At 62.6% G+C, this 14663-nt stretch carries 17 protein-coding genes; 9 read left to right on the forward strand and 8 right to left on the reverse strand.

Annotated elements, in window-relative coordinates:
* Positions 1-26: 26 nt before the first annotated feature.
* Positions 27-947 carry a polyphosphate kinase 2 gene (gene ppk2 / locus NKH43_RS07070; protein WP_352491852.1) on the reverse strand — a complete coding sequence of 307 codons (921 nt, stop codon included), beginning with the start codon at positions 945-947 and terminating at the stop codon, positions 27-29.
* 280 nt (positions 948-1227) lie between these two features.
* Between ppk2 and NKH43_RS07075 the strand changes: the two genes are divergently transcribed.
* Both NKH43_RS07075 and NKH43_RS07080 read left to right on the forward strand, forming a co-directional pair.
* Complete coding sequence (locus NKH43_RS07075) at positions 1228-2271, forward strand: aldo/keto reductase (RefSeq protein WP_352857207.1); 1044 nt, start codon at positions 1228-1230, stop codon at positions 2269-2271.
* Positions 2272-2394: 123 nt separating this feature from the next.
* Entirely contained in the window at positions 2395-2553 is a 159-nt protein-coding gene (locus NKH43_RS07080) for a hypothetical protein (protein WP_292656176.1), read from the forward strand.
* 52 nt (positions 2554-2605) lie between these two features.
* On the opposite strand, the gene NKH43_RS07085 is transcribed toward NKH43_RS07080, so the two are convergent.
* Positions 2606-2863 (reverse strand): DUF982 domain-containing protein, encoded by a 258-nt coding sequence (locus NKH43_RS07085; protein WP_023674477.1) that lies wholly within the window; start codon positions 2861-2863, stop codon positions 2606-2608.
* A gap of 96 nt (positions 2864-2959) precedes the next feature.
* Positions 2960-3622 (reverse strand): GntR family transcriptional regulator, encoded by a 663-nt coding sequence (locus NKH43_RS07090; RefSeq protein WP_352856124.1) that lies wholly within the window; start codon positions 3620-3622, stop codon positions 2960-2962.
* A 169-nt stretch (positions 3623-3791) separates the two neighbouring features.
* On the opposite strand from NKH43_RS07090, the gene NKH43_RS07095 reads away from it, so the two are divergent.
* On the forward strand, positions 3792-5051 hold the full coding sequence (locus NKH43_RS07095) for a multidrug efflux MFS transporter (RefSeq protein WP_023717261.1): 1260 nt from the start codon (positions 3792-3794) through the stop codon (positions 5049-5051).
* Between the two features lie 53 nt (positions 5052-5104).
* Positions 5105-5476: a DUF423 domain-containing protein gene (locus tag NKH43_RS07100; RefSeq protein ID WP_352845125.1), complete on the forward strand. Its 372-nt coding sequence runs from the start codon at positions 5105-5107 to the stop codon at positions 5474-5476.
* A gap of 50 nt (positions 5477-5526) precedes the next feature.
* Here NKH43_RS07100 and NKH43_RS07105 read toward each other — a convergent pair whose 3' ends face one another.
* Both NKH43_RS07105 and NKH43_RS07110 read right to left on the reverse strand, forming a co-directional pair.
* A complete protein-coding gene (locus NKH43_RS07105) occupies positions 5527-5670 on the reverse strand; it encodes a hypothetical protein (protein ID WP_352481237.1) in 144 nt (47 codons plus the stop codon).
* A 63-nt stretch (positions 5671-5733) separates the two neighbouring features.
* Positions 5734-5877: a hypothetical protein gene (locus NKH43_RS07110; RefSeq protein ID WP_023717258.1), complete on the reverse strand. Its 144-nt coding sequence runs from the start codon at positions 5875-5877 to the stop codon at positions 5734-5736.
* 164 nt (positions 5878-6041) lie between these two features.
* Here NKH43_RS07110 and NKH43_RS07115 point away from each other — a divergent pair, with 164 nt between their 5' ends.
* Positions 6042-7124: a LacI family DNA-binding transcriptional regulator gene (locus NKH43_RS07115; RefSeq protein WP_023717257.1), complete on the forward strand. Its 1083-nt coding sequence runs from the start codon at positions 6042-6044 to the stop codon at positions 7122-7124.
* Between the two features lie 22 nt (positions 7125-7146).
* Here the strand turns inward: NKH43_RS07115 and NKH43_RS07120 are convergent, their stop codons facing one another.
* Positions 7147-8322, reverse strand: a complete 1176-nt coding sequence (locus NKH43_RS07120; protein WP_352857210.1) for an OpgC family protein — start codon at positions 8320-8322, stop codon at positions 7147-7149.
* Positions 8323-8525: 203 nt separating this feature from the next.
* On the opposite strand from NKH43_RS07120, the gene NKH43_RS07125 reads away from it, so the two are divergent.
* The gene (locus NKH43_RS07125) at positions 8526-9200 is read left to right on the forward strand and encodes an alpha/beta hydrolase (RefSeq protein WP_352857212.1); all 675 of its coding nucleotides are present in this window, start codon (positions 8526-8528) and stop codon (positions 9198-9200) included.
* Positions 9201-9209: 9 nt separating this feature from the next.
* Here NKH43_RS07125 and sthA read toward each other — a convergent pair whose 3' ends face one another.
* Positions 9210-10598: a Si-specific NAD(P)(+) transhydrogenase gene (sthA, locus tag NKH43_RS07130; protein ID WP_352845133.1), complete on the reverse strand. Its 1389-nt coding sequence runs from the start codon at positions 10596-10598 to the stop codon at positions 9210-9212.
* 209 nt (positions 10599-10807) lie between these two features.
* On the opposite strand from sthA, the gene NKH43_RS07135 reads away from it, so the two are divergent.
* The 3 genes from NKH43_RS07135 (at position 10808) to NKH43_RS07145 (ending at position 13199) form a co-directional block, all read left to right on the forward strand.
* Entirely contained in the window at positions 10808-11278 is a 471-nt protein-coding gene (locus NKH43_RS07135; protein ID WP_352857214.1) for an RDD family protein, read from the forward strand.
* A 136-nt stretch (positions 11279-11414) separates the two neighbouring features.
* A complete protein-coding gene (locus NKH43_RS07140; protein WP_352621047.1) occupies positions 11415-12179 on the forward strand; it encodes an arginyltransferase in 765 nt (254 codons plus the stop codon).
* Positions 12180-12302: 123 nt separating this feature from the next.
* On the forward strand, positions 12303-13199 hold the full coding sequence (locus tag NKH43_RS07145; RefSeq protein ID WP_352857217.1) for a DMT family transporter: 897 nt from the start codon (positions 12303-12305) through the stop codon (positions 13197-13199).
* Here NKH43_RS07145 and NKH43_RS07150 read toward each other — a convergent pair.
* A complete protein-coding gene (locus NKH43_RS07150) occupies positions 13187-14407 on the reverse strand; it encodes an AI-2E family transporter (protein ID WP_352857219.1) in 1221 nt (406 codons plus the stop codon). The two genes, NKH43_RS07145 and NKH43_RS07150, sit on opposite strands and share 13 nt — an antisense overlap.
* Between the last annotated feature and the right edge of the window lie 256 nt (positions 14408-14663).

A 14663-nucleotide genomic window follows, 5' to 3' on the forward strand; every position in this document is an offset into this window, starting at 1 on the left:
GGCAGCGCCCCTCCTCGCTGCTTTAGTCAGTATTTCTCCGGCACGTACAGTTCGCGCGGCAGCACCTGGCGCTCGTATTCGGGATTGAAGACGCGCTCGGGCAGTGTGATCTCCTCGTGCGGCACCTCCTCATAGGGCATTTGCTTGAGGAGATGGTCGATGCAATTCAGCCGCGCCCGCTTCTTGTCGTTGCCCTCGACGATGAACCAGGGAGCTTCCGGGATGTTGGTGCGGGCGAAGGTTTCTTCCTTGGCCTTGGTGTACTGCTCCCAGCGCACGCGCGACTGGAGGTCCATCGGCGACAGTTTCCATTGCTTCATCGGGTCGTGGATGCGCATCAAAAAGCGCATCTGCTGCTCCTCATCGGTGATCGAAAACCAGTATTTGACAAGCGTAATGCCTGAGCGGACCAGCATGCGTTCGAAATCCGGCACGTCGCGGAAGAACTCCTCGACCTGATCCGGCTGGGCAAAGCCCATTACCCGCTCGACGCCGGAGCGGTTGTACCAGGAGCGGTCGAACAGCACGATCTCACCGCCGGCCGGCAAATGCGGAACGTAGCGCTGGAAATACCATTGCGACTTCTCGCGCTCGGTCGGTGCCGGAAGTGCTACGACGCGGCAGATGCGCGGATTAAGCCGCTGGGTGATGCGCTTGATGACGCCACCCTTGCCCGCCGAGTCGCGGCCTTCGAAGACCACGACGAGCTTTTTCTTGTGATAGGCGACCCAGGACTGCAGCTTGATCAATTCGGATTGCAGCGTGATCAGATCGCGAAAATATTGCAGGCGGTCGATCGATGGCGGATGCGCATTCTTATAGATCTTGGCGATCTCCATCGACAGCGCCGGCTCAGAGATTTCCAGCTCATAATCTTCGTCGAGCGTGTCGGCGAGTTCCGCTTCCAGCCAGTCCCTGGCCGGGGAATTCTGTTTTATCTCGGTCATTTGCGCTGCTCCGCTTACAGGCCGTGTCGGCCGCTGTCAGGCGCTCTGCCGCCCGGCCCGGCGGCCGGAAATCGAAGCGCTGAACCGATGTTAGTATAGGCCGGCAATGACGGTTTTATTGCAGCCGCTGTTGCGCTGGCTGCGCGCCCAATCCGTAAGATGTGATCGATGTTGCCCTGCAACACGGGCGACAAGCGGAACGAATTATCCTACAAATGCCCGGTTCATTCAGGGCTGTCGTTTGAAACGCCCTTTCCCGATAAAATCATGAGGATACGACATGGAATACCGCACTCTCGGCCGTTCCGGGCTGAAGGTTTCGACGCTGACCATGGGCACCATGACGTTCGGCGGCGGCGGCGCGTTTTCGGCGGTCGGCAAGACCGACCTCGACGAGGCGCGCCGGATGATCGACCTTTGCATCGATGCGGGCATCAACGTCATCGACACCGCCAACGTTTATTCGAACGGGGTGTCGGAGGAGATCATCGGCGAGGCGCTCTGCGGCAAGCGCAAGGGCGACGTGTTGATCGCCTCCAAGGCGCGCATGCGGATCGGCAAAGGCCCCAATGATGAAGGCCTGTCGCGCTATCATCTGATCCGCGAATGCGAGAGGAGCCTGAAGCGCCTCAGGACCGATGTCATCGACATCTATTTCCTGCATGAGTGGGATGGCCTGACACCGCTCGAGGAAACCATCGCCGCGCTCGACACGCTGGTCGCGCAGGGCAAGGTCCGCTATGTCGGCTGTTCCAATTATTCCGGCTGGCAGGTGATGAAGGGGCTCGGTATCAGTGACCGTCATCACCAGCCGCGCTTCGTCACCCAGCAGATCCACTACACGCTGGAAGCCCGCGAGGCCGAGTATGAATTGTTGCCGATCTCGGTCGACCAGGGGCTCGGCGTGCTGGTCTGGAGCCCGCTCGCCGGCGGATTGCTGTCCGGCAAATATCACCGTGACCAGCCGACCGCCCGCCAGCTCAGCGGCTGGTCGGAACCGCCGATCCGCGACGAGGACCGGCTGTGGCGGATCGTCGACGTGCTGATCGATATCGGCAAGAACCACGGCGTGTCGGCAGCGCAGGTGGCGCTTGCCTGGTTGCTTGGCCGGCCCGCCGTCAGTTCGCTGGTGATCGGCGGACGAACCGAAGCGCATTTCAAGGACAATATCGCTGCTGCAAGCCTGGTGCTCGGCGATGAGGAGCGCACACGCCTCGACGTGGTCAGCAGGCCGCCCGTGCTCTATCCCTACTGGCACCAGCAATTCACGGCAAAGGACCGGTTCGGGCCCGCCGATCTCGTCCTCGACCGGGACGGCGCCTGAAAAAACGCCCTGAAGCGGGGCTCCCCGGACTGCGACGAGATATGGAGCCGATCGTGCCTTGCGGTGTTGTGTTTGTGGCCCAATGCTCCTAGGCAAAGGCCAAGCACAATGAAAGGAAACGATATGGCACGAGCACCGAACTACGGTCAGGAACGCAAGGAACGCGACCGGCAGAAGGCTGCCAAGAAGGCGGAAAAGCAGGCTGCCAAGGTCGCGGCCAAGGAGCGCTCGAAGCCCGAGGGCGAAAGCGAGTCCCAAACCAACACCGAAACGGCCGAGTGATGATATCAGGCCTGTCAGGCGGCCCGGGTCTCGATCAAGTCCCCGCTATGCCTCAGGCCGGCGCCTTGTCGCTGACGAAGACGTTCACTTCGCGGGCGGCGGCAATGAAGGCCCGTCTTGCGTTCATGGCCGGCTTGTCGCCGGCCAGCGCATCATGACAGGCTTGCAGCGCTTCGCGGTGCTTGGGGCTGCGCTTGCCGGGCCAATTGTTGAGGAGGTAGTCGGAAGCCTCGCGGGCCGTACGCAAGAGCTGATTGCTTCCCGCCGCGCCCTTGACGGTCACGGGTGTGTCAAATCGGTTGTTTTCCATCGCCGCTCTTACGCCATCGGCATTTGCGAAGCGAGACCGAAAGTAGCTTTCTTCGCTCATCTGCCTTTTTCGTGATCAATGGCCGCCGATCCTCACTCAAGCGACGACGGCAAATCCCCTGGCGCGCAGGCCGCGCCGGTCGTTGCGCAACGACGTCACCAGCCGGTCGCGGCTACCGTCGATATGAGATGAAAGCAGGCAGGCGGCCCCATCGGCATCGCCGGCCCGCACCGCCGACAGAATGGCATGGTGTTCGGCCCAGGCACGGCCAAGCGCTGCCTCGTCGCGAACCTCGAGCCAGCGGGCGCGCGACAGGCGCGTCATCGCATCACGAACCGCTCTGAACAGGAACTCGTTGCCTGACAGGCGCGCCAGCTCGATATGAAAATCCATGCCGACACGATGCCATTCCTCGCGCGGCGTCTGGTCGTCGCAGGAATCGAGCATCGCCTCGATGATTTCGACGGCACCCCTGTCCTGCAAGGCACAAGTCAGCCTGACTGCCGCGACCTCGACCGCCTCGCGATAGACGGCGATCTGCTCCAGCTCGGCAAGATTGATGGGCGAGACCGTCCAGCCGCGGCCGTCGCGGCAGATCAGGCCTTCGGTCTCGAGCCGCAGTAACGCCGCCCTGACCGGCGTGCGCGAGGCGCCGAAGCGGCTTTCGACCCAGCGCTCCGTCAGCCGCTCGCCGGGACCGATCTCGAGCCCGAGGATCATCTCGCGAAGCTGCTTTTCGACGTTCTGCATCTGCGACATTGGCGTTCCGTTTGTTGGAGCCGGTTCATTGGCCCTCTGCTCACCGGCCATTACTGGCGATCACTTTGCAGGGACCGCATTGACAGCGACCAGCCTTGCGTCCATGACGGATACCAGTTTGGTATCCCAAAATGGTATCCGCAGCAACCCAACGACAGCAGTCTCTGACATGCCGCAAGACGCCACCCTCGCCGTGCAAGGCACGCATAACGTCCACTGGCGCCGCAATCTCGCCGTGTGTTTTGCTGGCTCGTTCAGCACGCTCGCAGCGATGACGCTGCTGTTGCCGTTCCTGCCGCTCTACGTCGAACAGCTGGGCGCCGAGGGCCATGCGGCGATCGTGCAGTGGTCGGGCATCGCCTACGGCGCCACTTTCCTTGCTGCCGCGCTGGTCGCACCCCTGTGGGGGCGGTTAGGCGACCGCTACGGCCGCAAACTGATGCTGGTGCGCGCCAGTTTCGGCATGGCGATGTGCATGTCGCTGACCGGCATGGTGCAGACTGTCTGGCAATTGGTGTTCTTGCGCCTGCTGATCGGCTTTGCCGGCGGCTATTCTTCGGGCTCGACCATCCTGGTTGCCATGCAGACGCCGAAGGATCGCTCCGGCTGGGCGCTGGGCGTGCTGTCGGCCGGAATCACGGCCGGTGCCCTGGTCGGCCCGCTGCTCGGCGGCGCGCTGCCGCCGCTGATTGGCATCCGCGCCACATTCCTGCTCGCCGGCGGCGTCATTTTCCTGGCCTTTCTGGCAACCACCTTGCTGATCAAGGAGGCCCCTCGCCCGGTTGCCGCCAAGGCCGCGTCAGAAGAAAAGGCGAAAGGCGGCTGGTCGCAAATTCCCGACAAGCGCCCCGTCGTCGCCATGCTGGCGACCGGGACGCTGTTGAGTTTCGCCACCATGTCGATCGAGCCGATCATCACCGTCTATGTCCAGCAGCTCATCGAAGATCCGAGCCAGGTCACGCTGGTCTCCGGCATCGTCATGTCGGCGGCAGCGCTCGGCGCCATCCTGTCGGCGTCGCGGCTCGGCAAGCTCGCCGACCGTATCGGCCACTGGAACGTCATCGTTGCCGCGCTCGCAGTCTCGGCGCTGCTCCTGATCCCGCAGGCCTTCGTCACGCAAGGCTGGCAGCTCGTCGGCCTGCGTTTCCTGATGGGCGTGGCGCTTGGCGGTCTTTTGCCCTGCATCACCAGCGTCATCCGCCACAATGTGCCCGACGGCGTCGGCGGTAATGTGCTGGGCTTGTCGATCTCGGCGCAATATGTCGGTCAGGTCGCCGGACCGCTGCTCGGCGGCTTCGTTGGTGGCCATTTCGGCATGCGCGCGGTGTTTCTCGGCACATCCGTGCTGATGGCAGGCGGAGCGGCCTATAACTGGCTGGTCCAGTCGCGCCGCGAACGCGACATGCTGGCGGAAGCCGGCAAATCCTGACACGGTTCGCAGCGCTATCTCAGGCGGTCGCCAGCAATTACGGAGGCGTGGAAATGAGCACGGATGAACACGCGGCAGGCGGCCGCATTCTGATATTTGCCGGCGGCCTATGCGGCGCAACCGGCGTGGTGCTTTCGGCGGCGTCGGCACATCTCGGCGGCGCTTTCGTCGGCACGGCCGCGTCCTTCCTGCTCATGCATGCGCCGGTCTTCCTTGTCGTCGGGCTGCTCGGAGGAAATATCATCCTGCGAAGCGGAAGCCTCATCCTCCTCGTCGGGCTTCTGCTGTTCTCGGGAGATCTCCTCGCTCGCGACTTCCTTGGCTCGCGGCTGTTCCCGATGTCGGCGCCGATCGGCGGCACCTTGCTGATCGGCGGCTGGCTGGTGATGGCCGCCTCGGCGCTGGTGCGTCCGCGCCGCCATTGATGCGGCAACCAATGGCGGCGCCCTCGATCCACGAGCTCTGTCTTGCCAGCTCAGTCTCGCGGACGTTCGGGCCGAACTTGGCCGTCGCGTTTGGTCGTCTTGACCACACGCCGTCGCTCCGGCCGTTCGGTGGCCGGCGAGATGCCCCAATAATTGCGATAGATGTCTTCGAACAGATGCTTGATCGGGTGCATGGCTTAATCTCCTCTAGCTTATTTGAATCGATCCAATCAGCAGGCGAAAAAATGCGCTGCCAATCAGCTCCACTCGCGTCGCTTCAGGAAACGCAGGTCGCGAATCCACGGACCGGTCCTGTCGCGCCGCTTCCGGGCCTCCGCGCTCGAGCGGATGCTCCAGTCGTTCCGGTAAATGTCCTCGAACAGATAATTGACGGGGTGCATGGCACTCTCCTCTTGTATCGATCCAACCTGCGGACGAAAGCGCGCTTGGATCGATTCAAAGTATACGCGCCGCACCATAAATGTCAAGCAAAAATTTGAATCGATCCAAGGAAGGTGTTAGGTAATCGGCGATACTGTTGGACCGGAGTCCCGGAGACAAACAAATGGCATCACTCACCGAAGGCAGCAGGAGGCCCATCCGGCTGGCCGACATCGCCAAAGCCGCGGGCGTATCACACGGCACTGCCTCCAATGTCTTCAGCCGTCCCGAAATCGTGCGCGAGGAAGTCCGCGAGCGGGTCAAGGCGGCGGCCGAGGCGCTGGGCTATGCCGGCCCCGATCCCAAGGGCCGCCTGCTGCGTGCCGGCAAGGTCAATGCGATCGGCGTCGCCACCACCGAGCCGCTGTCCTATTTCTTTGACGACCCCTTTGCCCGCGTGATGATGGCCGGCATTTCGGAGGCCTGCGACGCCACCGGCGCGGGAATTGCCCTGGTGTCAGCTGGCAACGAGGAAAAACTTGCCTGGAACATCCAGAGCGCCCTGGTCGACGGCTTCATCCTGTTCTGCATCGAGGGCGGTCCGCGCCTCGTCGAGCTGACACGCGAACGAAAGCTCCCCTTCGTCGCGCTCGAGTTCGGCTCGCAGGACGACACGGTCTCGGCGATCAGTATCGACAATGTTGCCGGCGGCCGGCTGGCGGCGCACCATCTGGCGGTACTTGGACATCGCCGCTTCGCCGTGTTGTCGCTGGCCTTCGCCGACGACAGCACCGGTCTTGTCTCGCCCGAGCAGGTCCGGACGGCGGCCTATACCGGGACCCGTGACCGCCTCCTCGGCTATTTCGAAGAGCTTTCCCAATTTGGTGTCGACACCGCCAAGGTGCCGGTCTACGAGACCGAAAACGACAAGGCGAGCACAAGGGCTGGTCTCGAAACCATCTTCGCCTCGGCGGAACCGCCGACCGCCATCCTGGCGATGTCGGACCGGATCGCAATGGTGGCATTGGAATGGCTCAACGCACGGGGTATCACGGTTCCCCGCGATGTTTCCGTCGTCGGCTTCGACGGCGTGCCTGAAGCCGCAATTTGCGAGCCTCCGCTCACCACCATCGCCCAGCCGATCGCCGAGATCGGCCGCCGGGCAGCGCGAAGAATCCTCGACTTCGATGGCACAGTGCGGCGAGAAACGCTCGACGTCGAACTTGTCGTCAGGGCATCGTCCGGACCGCCGCCAAGTACAGGCTGACTGGGCAGATCGGCTCCAAATCTTATCTATTGGCCGCCATGGGACCGATGCCAAAGGATGGACGGCCAGGCGGCGCCTCGTTGCGGACCGGCTTGCCCTTGCCGGACCAGCCGATGGCAGACAGCCACTCCAGATAGAAGGCGAGCGCGAACTGCATGGCGATGCCGGCGGCGAGCAGCAGACTGTCATAGGCAATGCCGCCCGGGTTGATCAGCTTCATCACTTGCGCCGCCATGGCAATCACCGTTCCGGCAATGAAAACCGGCAACGAGCGTTTGCCCAATATGGCGAGCGGATTGTCACGACCGGTGCGGAACAGGTTCGAGACGGAAGGCAAGGCGACGACCAGGTAGCTCATCGCCAGGATGTGCAGCAGTCGCGGCAACGACAGGAATGTCTTGTCGAAACCGGTCAGCACCACCGGCAGGTCGAGCCATGACACATGCCCCCACAGCGGGCTGTGCACCCAGACGAGCGCCGTGAGCACATAGGCGGCGGCGGCGCCGACCAGCCAGCGATTGACCGGGATGGTGCCGCCGCGCCGCACATGCAACACGCTGGCCATGCCGATATTGAACAGCAATTGCCATGACAGCGGATTGAGGAACCAGAACCCGGGCTCCGGGTAGTTCGGTGGCGCGATCTGGTAGATTCCGGCAAGCAGCCAAAGGGCTGCGGATACGGCAAGCGCCGCCAGTGGCCGATAGCTGATGAACAGCAGGAAGGCCGGCGCCATCAACAGCAGCGCTGCATAGACCGGCAGTATGTTGTTGTAACCGAGCTGATGGCCGAGCGTGACGATGCCGACCAGGACTTGTGGCGGGTTTCTGACGAGCGGCTCGATGTTGATCAGCGTCAGAAGGTCCGGCCGTTTCGCAAACACCGCCGCCGCGCAGAAGATAGCCATGACCACCATCGTCGTGACGATGTGGGTGACATAGAGCACGCCGGCGCGGCGCCACATTTTCAGCGTTGCAATCAGCCGGTTTCCCGGCTGGAATTTGGTGCCGTAGGCGAGAGCGACGGACATGCCGGAGATCAGCACGAAGGCCTCGGCCGCATCCGAAAACCCGAAATTCTTGTAGGTCAGGGTTTCGAAAACGGTGCCCGGCACATGGTCGATGAATATGGTCAGGAGGGCGAGAGCCCGGAACACGTCAATACGCGTATCGCGTTCCGGCGAAACTGGCATGGTCATCGATAAAAGGCCTTAAAGCTGGTTGTTCATGCCGGCATGCGACCACCCGGCGCACACTGCTTCGATCCCTCCCGCGGGGATTATATCGGCAAAGAAACGGACTGAAATGCGCCCGGTTCAATCAACTTTCGCGGAGCTTGAAAATATTTCGTTTTGAAGCCGGCAAATTAACGAAAGTAACGCGAAATCAAAAGGATGTGACTATGGCCGAGGAGAGCCTCGAAGACGGTATTTTGCAGGAAAATTCAGGCTTTTTCTACCGGCTCCATCGACCCGCCAATTTACCCGGTGACTGGCTGTTCCTCCAGCATGGATCGGGAGTCGATGAGACGACCTTGCTGCCGCTTGGTCGGCAAATCGCGCCGCATGCGGCGCTGGTTGCGGTCCGTGGCCGCATCCCTCAGGAGGGCGGGTTCCGCTGGTTCACGCGAATCACCCCGACGCGTTTCGAACAGGCGAGCATCCGTGCGGAGGCGGACGCATTCGCGGGCTTCGTCGACGGCATCGCGAAGCGCCACCGCTTCGATCTCAGCCGCGCGACCTTTGTCGGTTATTCGAACGGCGCCAATCTGGTCTCAAGCGTCATGCTGCTGCATCCGGGCCTGATCGAGCGCGCCGCATTGCTGCGTCCGATGCCGGTGCTTGACGAGGTGCCGCCGGCCGACCTGTCGAAGGCGCGGGCGTTGATCATCGCCGGCGCCGCCGACCTGACCTATGCGCCATTCGCGGCGGTGTTGGCCGCCCTGCTGAGTTCGCATGGCGCCAAGGTCGAGACCCACACCATTGCCTCCGGCCATGAAATCGGCGATCCGGACGCCGAGATCGTCAGGCAATGGCTGGCGGATCCTGCGGTCGCCGTTGCAACGTCAGATCGATGAGCCTCGAAGCTATCCTCGCCCCATGCGGTTCCAGGCGTCCAGCCCGGCGATCTTGTAGGCTTCGGCCAGCGTCGGATAGTTGAAGGTGTTGTTGACGAAGAAGTCGACGGTGCCGCCGAGATTGATGACCGCCTGGCCAATGTGGATGAGTTCGGTCGCGCCCTCGCCGACGATATGGGCGCCGAGCAGACGGCGTGTTTCGATCGAGAACAGAAGCTTCAGGAAGCCGGTATTGACGCCCATGATGTGGCCGCGCGATGTCTCGCGAAACCGCGCCACGCCGACCTCGTAGGCAGCACCACTCTCGCGCACCTGCTCCTCCGACTGGCCGACGGTGGAGATTTCCGGCACGGCGTAGATGCCGTAGGGAAAGGTTTCGGGCGGCGGCGGCAACGGCACGCCAAACGCGTGGCAAGCGGCCACCCTGCCCTGCTCCATCGAGGTCGAGGCCAGGCTCGGAAAACCGATGACGTCGCCGGCGGCATAGATGTTGGACGCGCTGGTCTGGAAGGTCTGCGGATCGACCTTGATGCGGCCTCTGGAATCGGACTCGATGCCGACCGCTTCCAAGCCCAGGCTGCCGACATTGCCGGTACGCCCGGCAGCATAAAGCACCATCTCGGAACGTATGGTGCGGCCGTCTGCCAGCATCACCTCGGCATAATCGGGTTTGGAGGCGATCTCCTTGACGGCGCTGCCTAAGCGGATGGTCATGCCGCGGTCGCGCATCTGATGGATGAAGTCGTCGACGATCTCGCGGTCGACGAAATCCAATATGGTATTGCGCGGCTCGACCAGCGTCACCGGCACGTCGAGCGCCGAAAAGATCGTCGCATATTCGACGCCGATGACGCCGGCGCCGATCACCGTCAGCGTGCGCGGCAGCCGGTCGAGCTCCAGCATCTCGTCACTGTCGAATATCCGTGTCTTGTCGAACGGCACGTCGCGCGGCCGGTGCGGCCGTGTGCCGACCGCGATCAGCGCATGGGCGAAGCCAACCTCGCTGTAGTCGCCGGTGTCGGTGGTCAGGCTGACCTTGTTGGGGCCAAGGAATTTTACCGCGGCGCGAGCGCTCTTGACCGTGTTGCGCATGAACTGGTGCTGCAGCACCTCGACCTCGTGGTCGAGCGTCTTGTGCAGGCGCTCGACCAGATCGCCGACCGAAATGTCCTGCTTGACCCGGTAGCCGCGTCCATAAAAGCCGCGCTCACGCCAGCCCGAGAGGTTGAGCACCGTCTCGCGCAACGTCTTCGACGGTATGGTGCCAGTGTGTACCGACACGCCGCCAAGACGACGACCTCTGTCGACCACCAGCACCGACTTGCCGAGCTTGGCCGACTGCACCGCGGCGCGGCGCCCGGATGGGCCGCTGCCGATGACCAGCATGTCGTAGTCCATGTCGCCCCGTCCCCTCGGCTCGGCACGTTTTGTTGCGCCGCAGCAAGCTAACGCTATCCGCGCCATGAATTCAACAAGTCAGACGGCGCCGGGCACTCCGTCACCATCTACGGTGGCGAATGGCTCGATCTTGATTCCACCGCGAACCTTCACCATTTCATCAATACGCGGCCCGTGCATTAACCCGGGTTCGATTACGAGGAAATGACATGAACGCTCGCGTTCTCGACGGCGAAATCATCACCAGCAGGCTCGAAGACGTTCGCGCCTATGAGGGCGTGCGCACGCGGCGCATTCTCGCCTTCGTCATCGATTATTTCATCGTCGCGCTGCTCACTGTTCCATTCGCGATCCTGGTGTTCTTGTTCGGGCTGTTGACGCTCGGCCTCGGATGGATGCTGTTTTCCATTCTCGTGCCGGCCGTCGCCATCCTCTACATCTGGAACACGCTCGGCAGTAAAGATCAGGCCACCACCGGCATGAAGATGATGGGCATCCGGCTCGACCGGCTCGACGGCAGCCGCATCGACGGGCTGACCGCCGTCGTTCATTCGGTGTTGTTTTGGGCCGGCAATGTCATCCTCTCGCCGCTGGTCCTGCTGGTGAGCCTGTTTTCCGACCGCAAGCGCACGCTGCACGACCTGCTGCTCGGCACGGTCGTCAGCCGCAGCGGCCGCTGAGCGGCTTTGAAGCGCGGCCGCGGCCTTTGCGCACAAAAGTGAAGACGTCCAATCACCCAGGCTTTCACAATCCTGTTGAATTTTTCGGCGTCCGCGCCAAAGGTAGAACGATTCGCAGGAGTGTTTCCAAGGCTCGATGACGCAGCACCCGACCCAGTCGCCACAGTTCTTTCTGACCGCGCCCTCGCCATGTCCCTATCTTGAGGGCCAGTTCGAGCGCAAGGTGTTCACACACCTGGTCGGCGACAAGGCCCCCGAGATGAACGATCTATTGACGCAGGGCGGTTTCAGGCGGTCGCAGAACATCGCCTACAGGCCGGCTTGCGAGACCTGCCGCGCCTGCGTGTCGGTGCGCATCCTGGCGCAGGAGTTCACCGCCAGCCGCAACATGAAACGCGTCATACAGCATAATTCGGATCTGGTCGGCGCCATGCACGACGCCGAACCCTCCACCGAACAGTATTCGCTGTTCCGCAGCTATCTCGACGCCCGCCATCGCCGTGGCGGCATGTCCGACATGACCGTGCTCGACTACGCCATGATGGTCGAGGATACCCATGTCGACACCAAGGTCATCGAATACCGTCGCCGCGGACCTGACAGCTTCATCACCGGCAAGGGCCAGGGCGAACTGATCGCCGTGGCGCTCACCGACAAGATGGCCGATGGCCTGTCGATGGTCTATTCCTACTTCAACCCGGATTTCGAGGACCGTTCTCTCGGCACCTTCATGATCCTCGACCACATCGCCCGCGCCAGGGCGATGGGCCTGCCCCATGTCTACCTGGGTTACTGGGTCAACGGCTCGCGCAAGATGAATTATAAGATGCGATTCCAGCCGCAGGAGCATCTCGGCCCGAAAGGCTGGGAACGCTACAATCACGAAGCAGTTTTGCGCTGATTTCCGCTTTCGGTATTCACCCTTAAATTGTTTCGAGGAGGATGCCGCTGGGCTTCCGGCCGATCGGCTGGAAGACCGGGCGGGTCAATTTTGCGCCTCCAGGCCTATCGCGAGAATTGCTGCATGTCTTCCCACAACGGCCACCAGAGAGGCCTTCTGATCACCGCCATCGGCGGGTTGACGCTGACCGTCGACATTCCGCTGATCCGGCTCGCCGATGGCGAGGCATGGACGATCCTGCTGTTGCGCACCGGCACAACCTTCGTCGCCACGCTCATCATCTGGGCCGTCTGGCGCTCGCTGAGCGCAAAGGCACCGCAGCTTATCCCGGGCCGGTCAGGGCTCATCGTTGCCGCCCTCTACGGACTCGGCTCGATCGCCTTCATCACCGGCGTCTACAACACCTCGACCGCCAACCTCGTTTTCATCCTGGCCTTCACCACCATGTTCGCGGCCCTTTTGTCGTGGCTGTTCCTGAAGGAGAGGCCACAGCCCCTTACGGTCGCAGCGCTGGCATTGATGATCGCCGGCGTCGTGATGATCGTCGGTGATTCCGTCGGGACCGGGCATCTCTTCGGCGACCTGATGGCGCTATGCTCCGCCTTCATGATCGCCGCGGCCATCACCATCTCGCGCGCCAGCAGCAAGGATATGGGCTTCACCGCGCTGATCGGAGTCGTCCTGCCGCTGGCCGTCGCCGCCCTGATGGTTTCCAAGGTGGGTTTTCACGTCAACGCACCCTGGTGGATCGTCTTCAACGGCGCCGTCATCATGCCGATCTCGTTCTTCTGCCTCGCCAATGGTCCGAAATACATTTCCGGGCCGGAAGTGGCGATGTTCTACCTGTTAGAAACCGTGCTGGCGCCGGTCTGGGTGTGGATGATCTTCGCCGAGACCCCGTCGCGCAACAGCCTGATCGGCGGCACGATCCTCATCGTCACCTTGGTCGGCCATTCGCTCTGGCAGTTGCACGAGGGACGCAAGCGCCGCGCCACGCTCGCCGTCAGTCACCCGGCCTGATTCTTTTTCGCGGCGGCGCGTTCGGCGACAATTTCGATCTGCGGCGGTGCATCTTCCTGCTCCGCCGGTTCGGCGGGAGCGAGTTCGTCGGTCAGCTCCACCTCGCGCAGCCATTCACGCCAGATCGCGACCAGCAGGGCCATCAGCACCGGGCCGATGAACAGGCCGAGAAAACCCATTGTCTTGACGCCGCCGATCAGGCCGAAAAAGGTTGGCAGGAAGGGCAGCTTTATCGGCCCGCCGACCAGCTTCGGGCGCAATGTCTTGTCGACGACGAAGAGTTCGACGGCGCCCCAGATGAACAGCGCCAGGCCGGCCATCGGCGAGCCGCTGGCGGCGAGGTAAATCGAGACCAGCGTGAACGACAGCGGCGCGCCGCCGGGGATCAGCGCCATGATGCCGGTCAGTGCACCGAGCGTCACCGGCGACGGCACGCCGGCCAGCCAGTAAGCGATGCCCAGCACCAGCCCTTCGCCGATGGCGATAACCGTCATGCCGGTGACGGTCGAGGAAATCGTCGCCGGCACCACGCGTGAGATCCGTTCCCATCTGGCCGGCAGGATGCGTTCGCCGAGGCGATCGACCTGCCCGGCGAAATGCTCACCGTCGCGATAGGCGAAGAACAGCGCGATCATCATGAACAGCAGCGTCAGCAAAAGGCCGAAGGCGCTGCCGCCGGCGGCAAGCACGCCGCGATAGATGCTGCCGATATTGGCGCCGCTGATCAGCTGGATCAGTTCGCCGATACCGCCTGGATGGCCAACGTTGACCGTCCATTGTTCATTGAGCCATTCGCCTACCACAGGCAGCGTGGCGATCCAGTGCGGCGTCGGCGCGCCATAGCGGTTGGTCTCGATCGCCCAGCCGACCCATTCGCGCACCTCATTGATGGCGTAGGTGCCGGCAAGCGCGATCGGCACCACCAGGAAGGTCAGGATGAACAGGATCGCAAGGGTCGCGGCGATCGTGCGGTTGCCGCCGACGCCGGCGAGCAGCCGCCGATAGAGCGGCCAGCTGGCGAAAGCGATCACCAGGGCGGCAAGGACCGGGAACAGGAAGCCGTGGAAGAAATAAACGCCGGCGGCGACGATCAGCACCAGGAGCCAGCGCGCCGCCGACAGCGGCGGAATGACAGCGGCCCTGAGCGGCGTCGACAGGCCAAACAGGCGCTGCTGCCGCTCCGGCTTCTGTATCCTGACTTCCTTCAAGCGACTACCTCCCCAACGCCCGTGTCGTCCAGATGCGTTATCCCCGCGATTTCCCATGGCGAAGCTTATGCACTGATATAGTGCAGCAATCGTGACGGCATTCCAATTTGGTCGAAAGGGGCCCGAAACAAAAAACCCGCCTTGGCAGGCGGGTCGTCGGTGCGAATCAGCACCATAGCGAAGTTAGTAGCATAGCTGCCGGCACAAAGCAAGAACAAAATTGCGGCGCCGGGCACGAAAACACGAATTCCCTTTC

Origin of the sequence: Mesorhizobium sp. M1163 (assembly GCF_040318415.1) — a bacterium.
Lineage (GTDB): Bacteria > Pseudomonadota > Alphaproteobacteria > Rhizobiales > Rhizobiaceae > Mesorhizobium.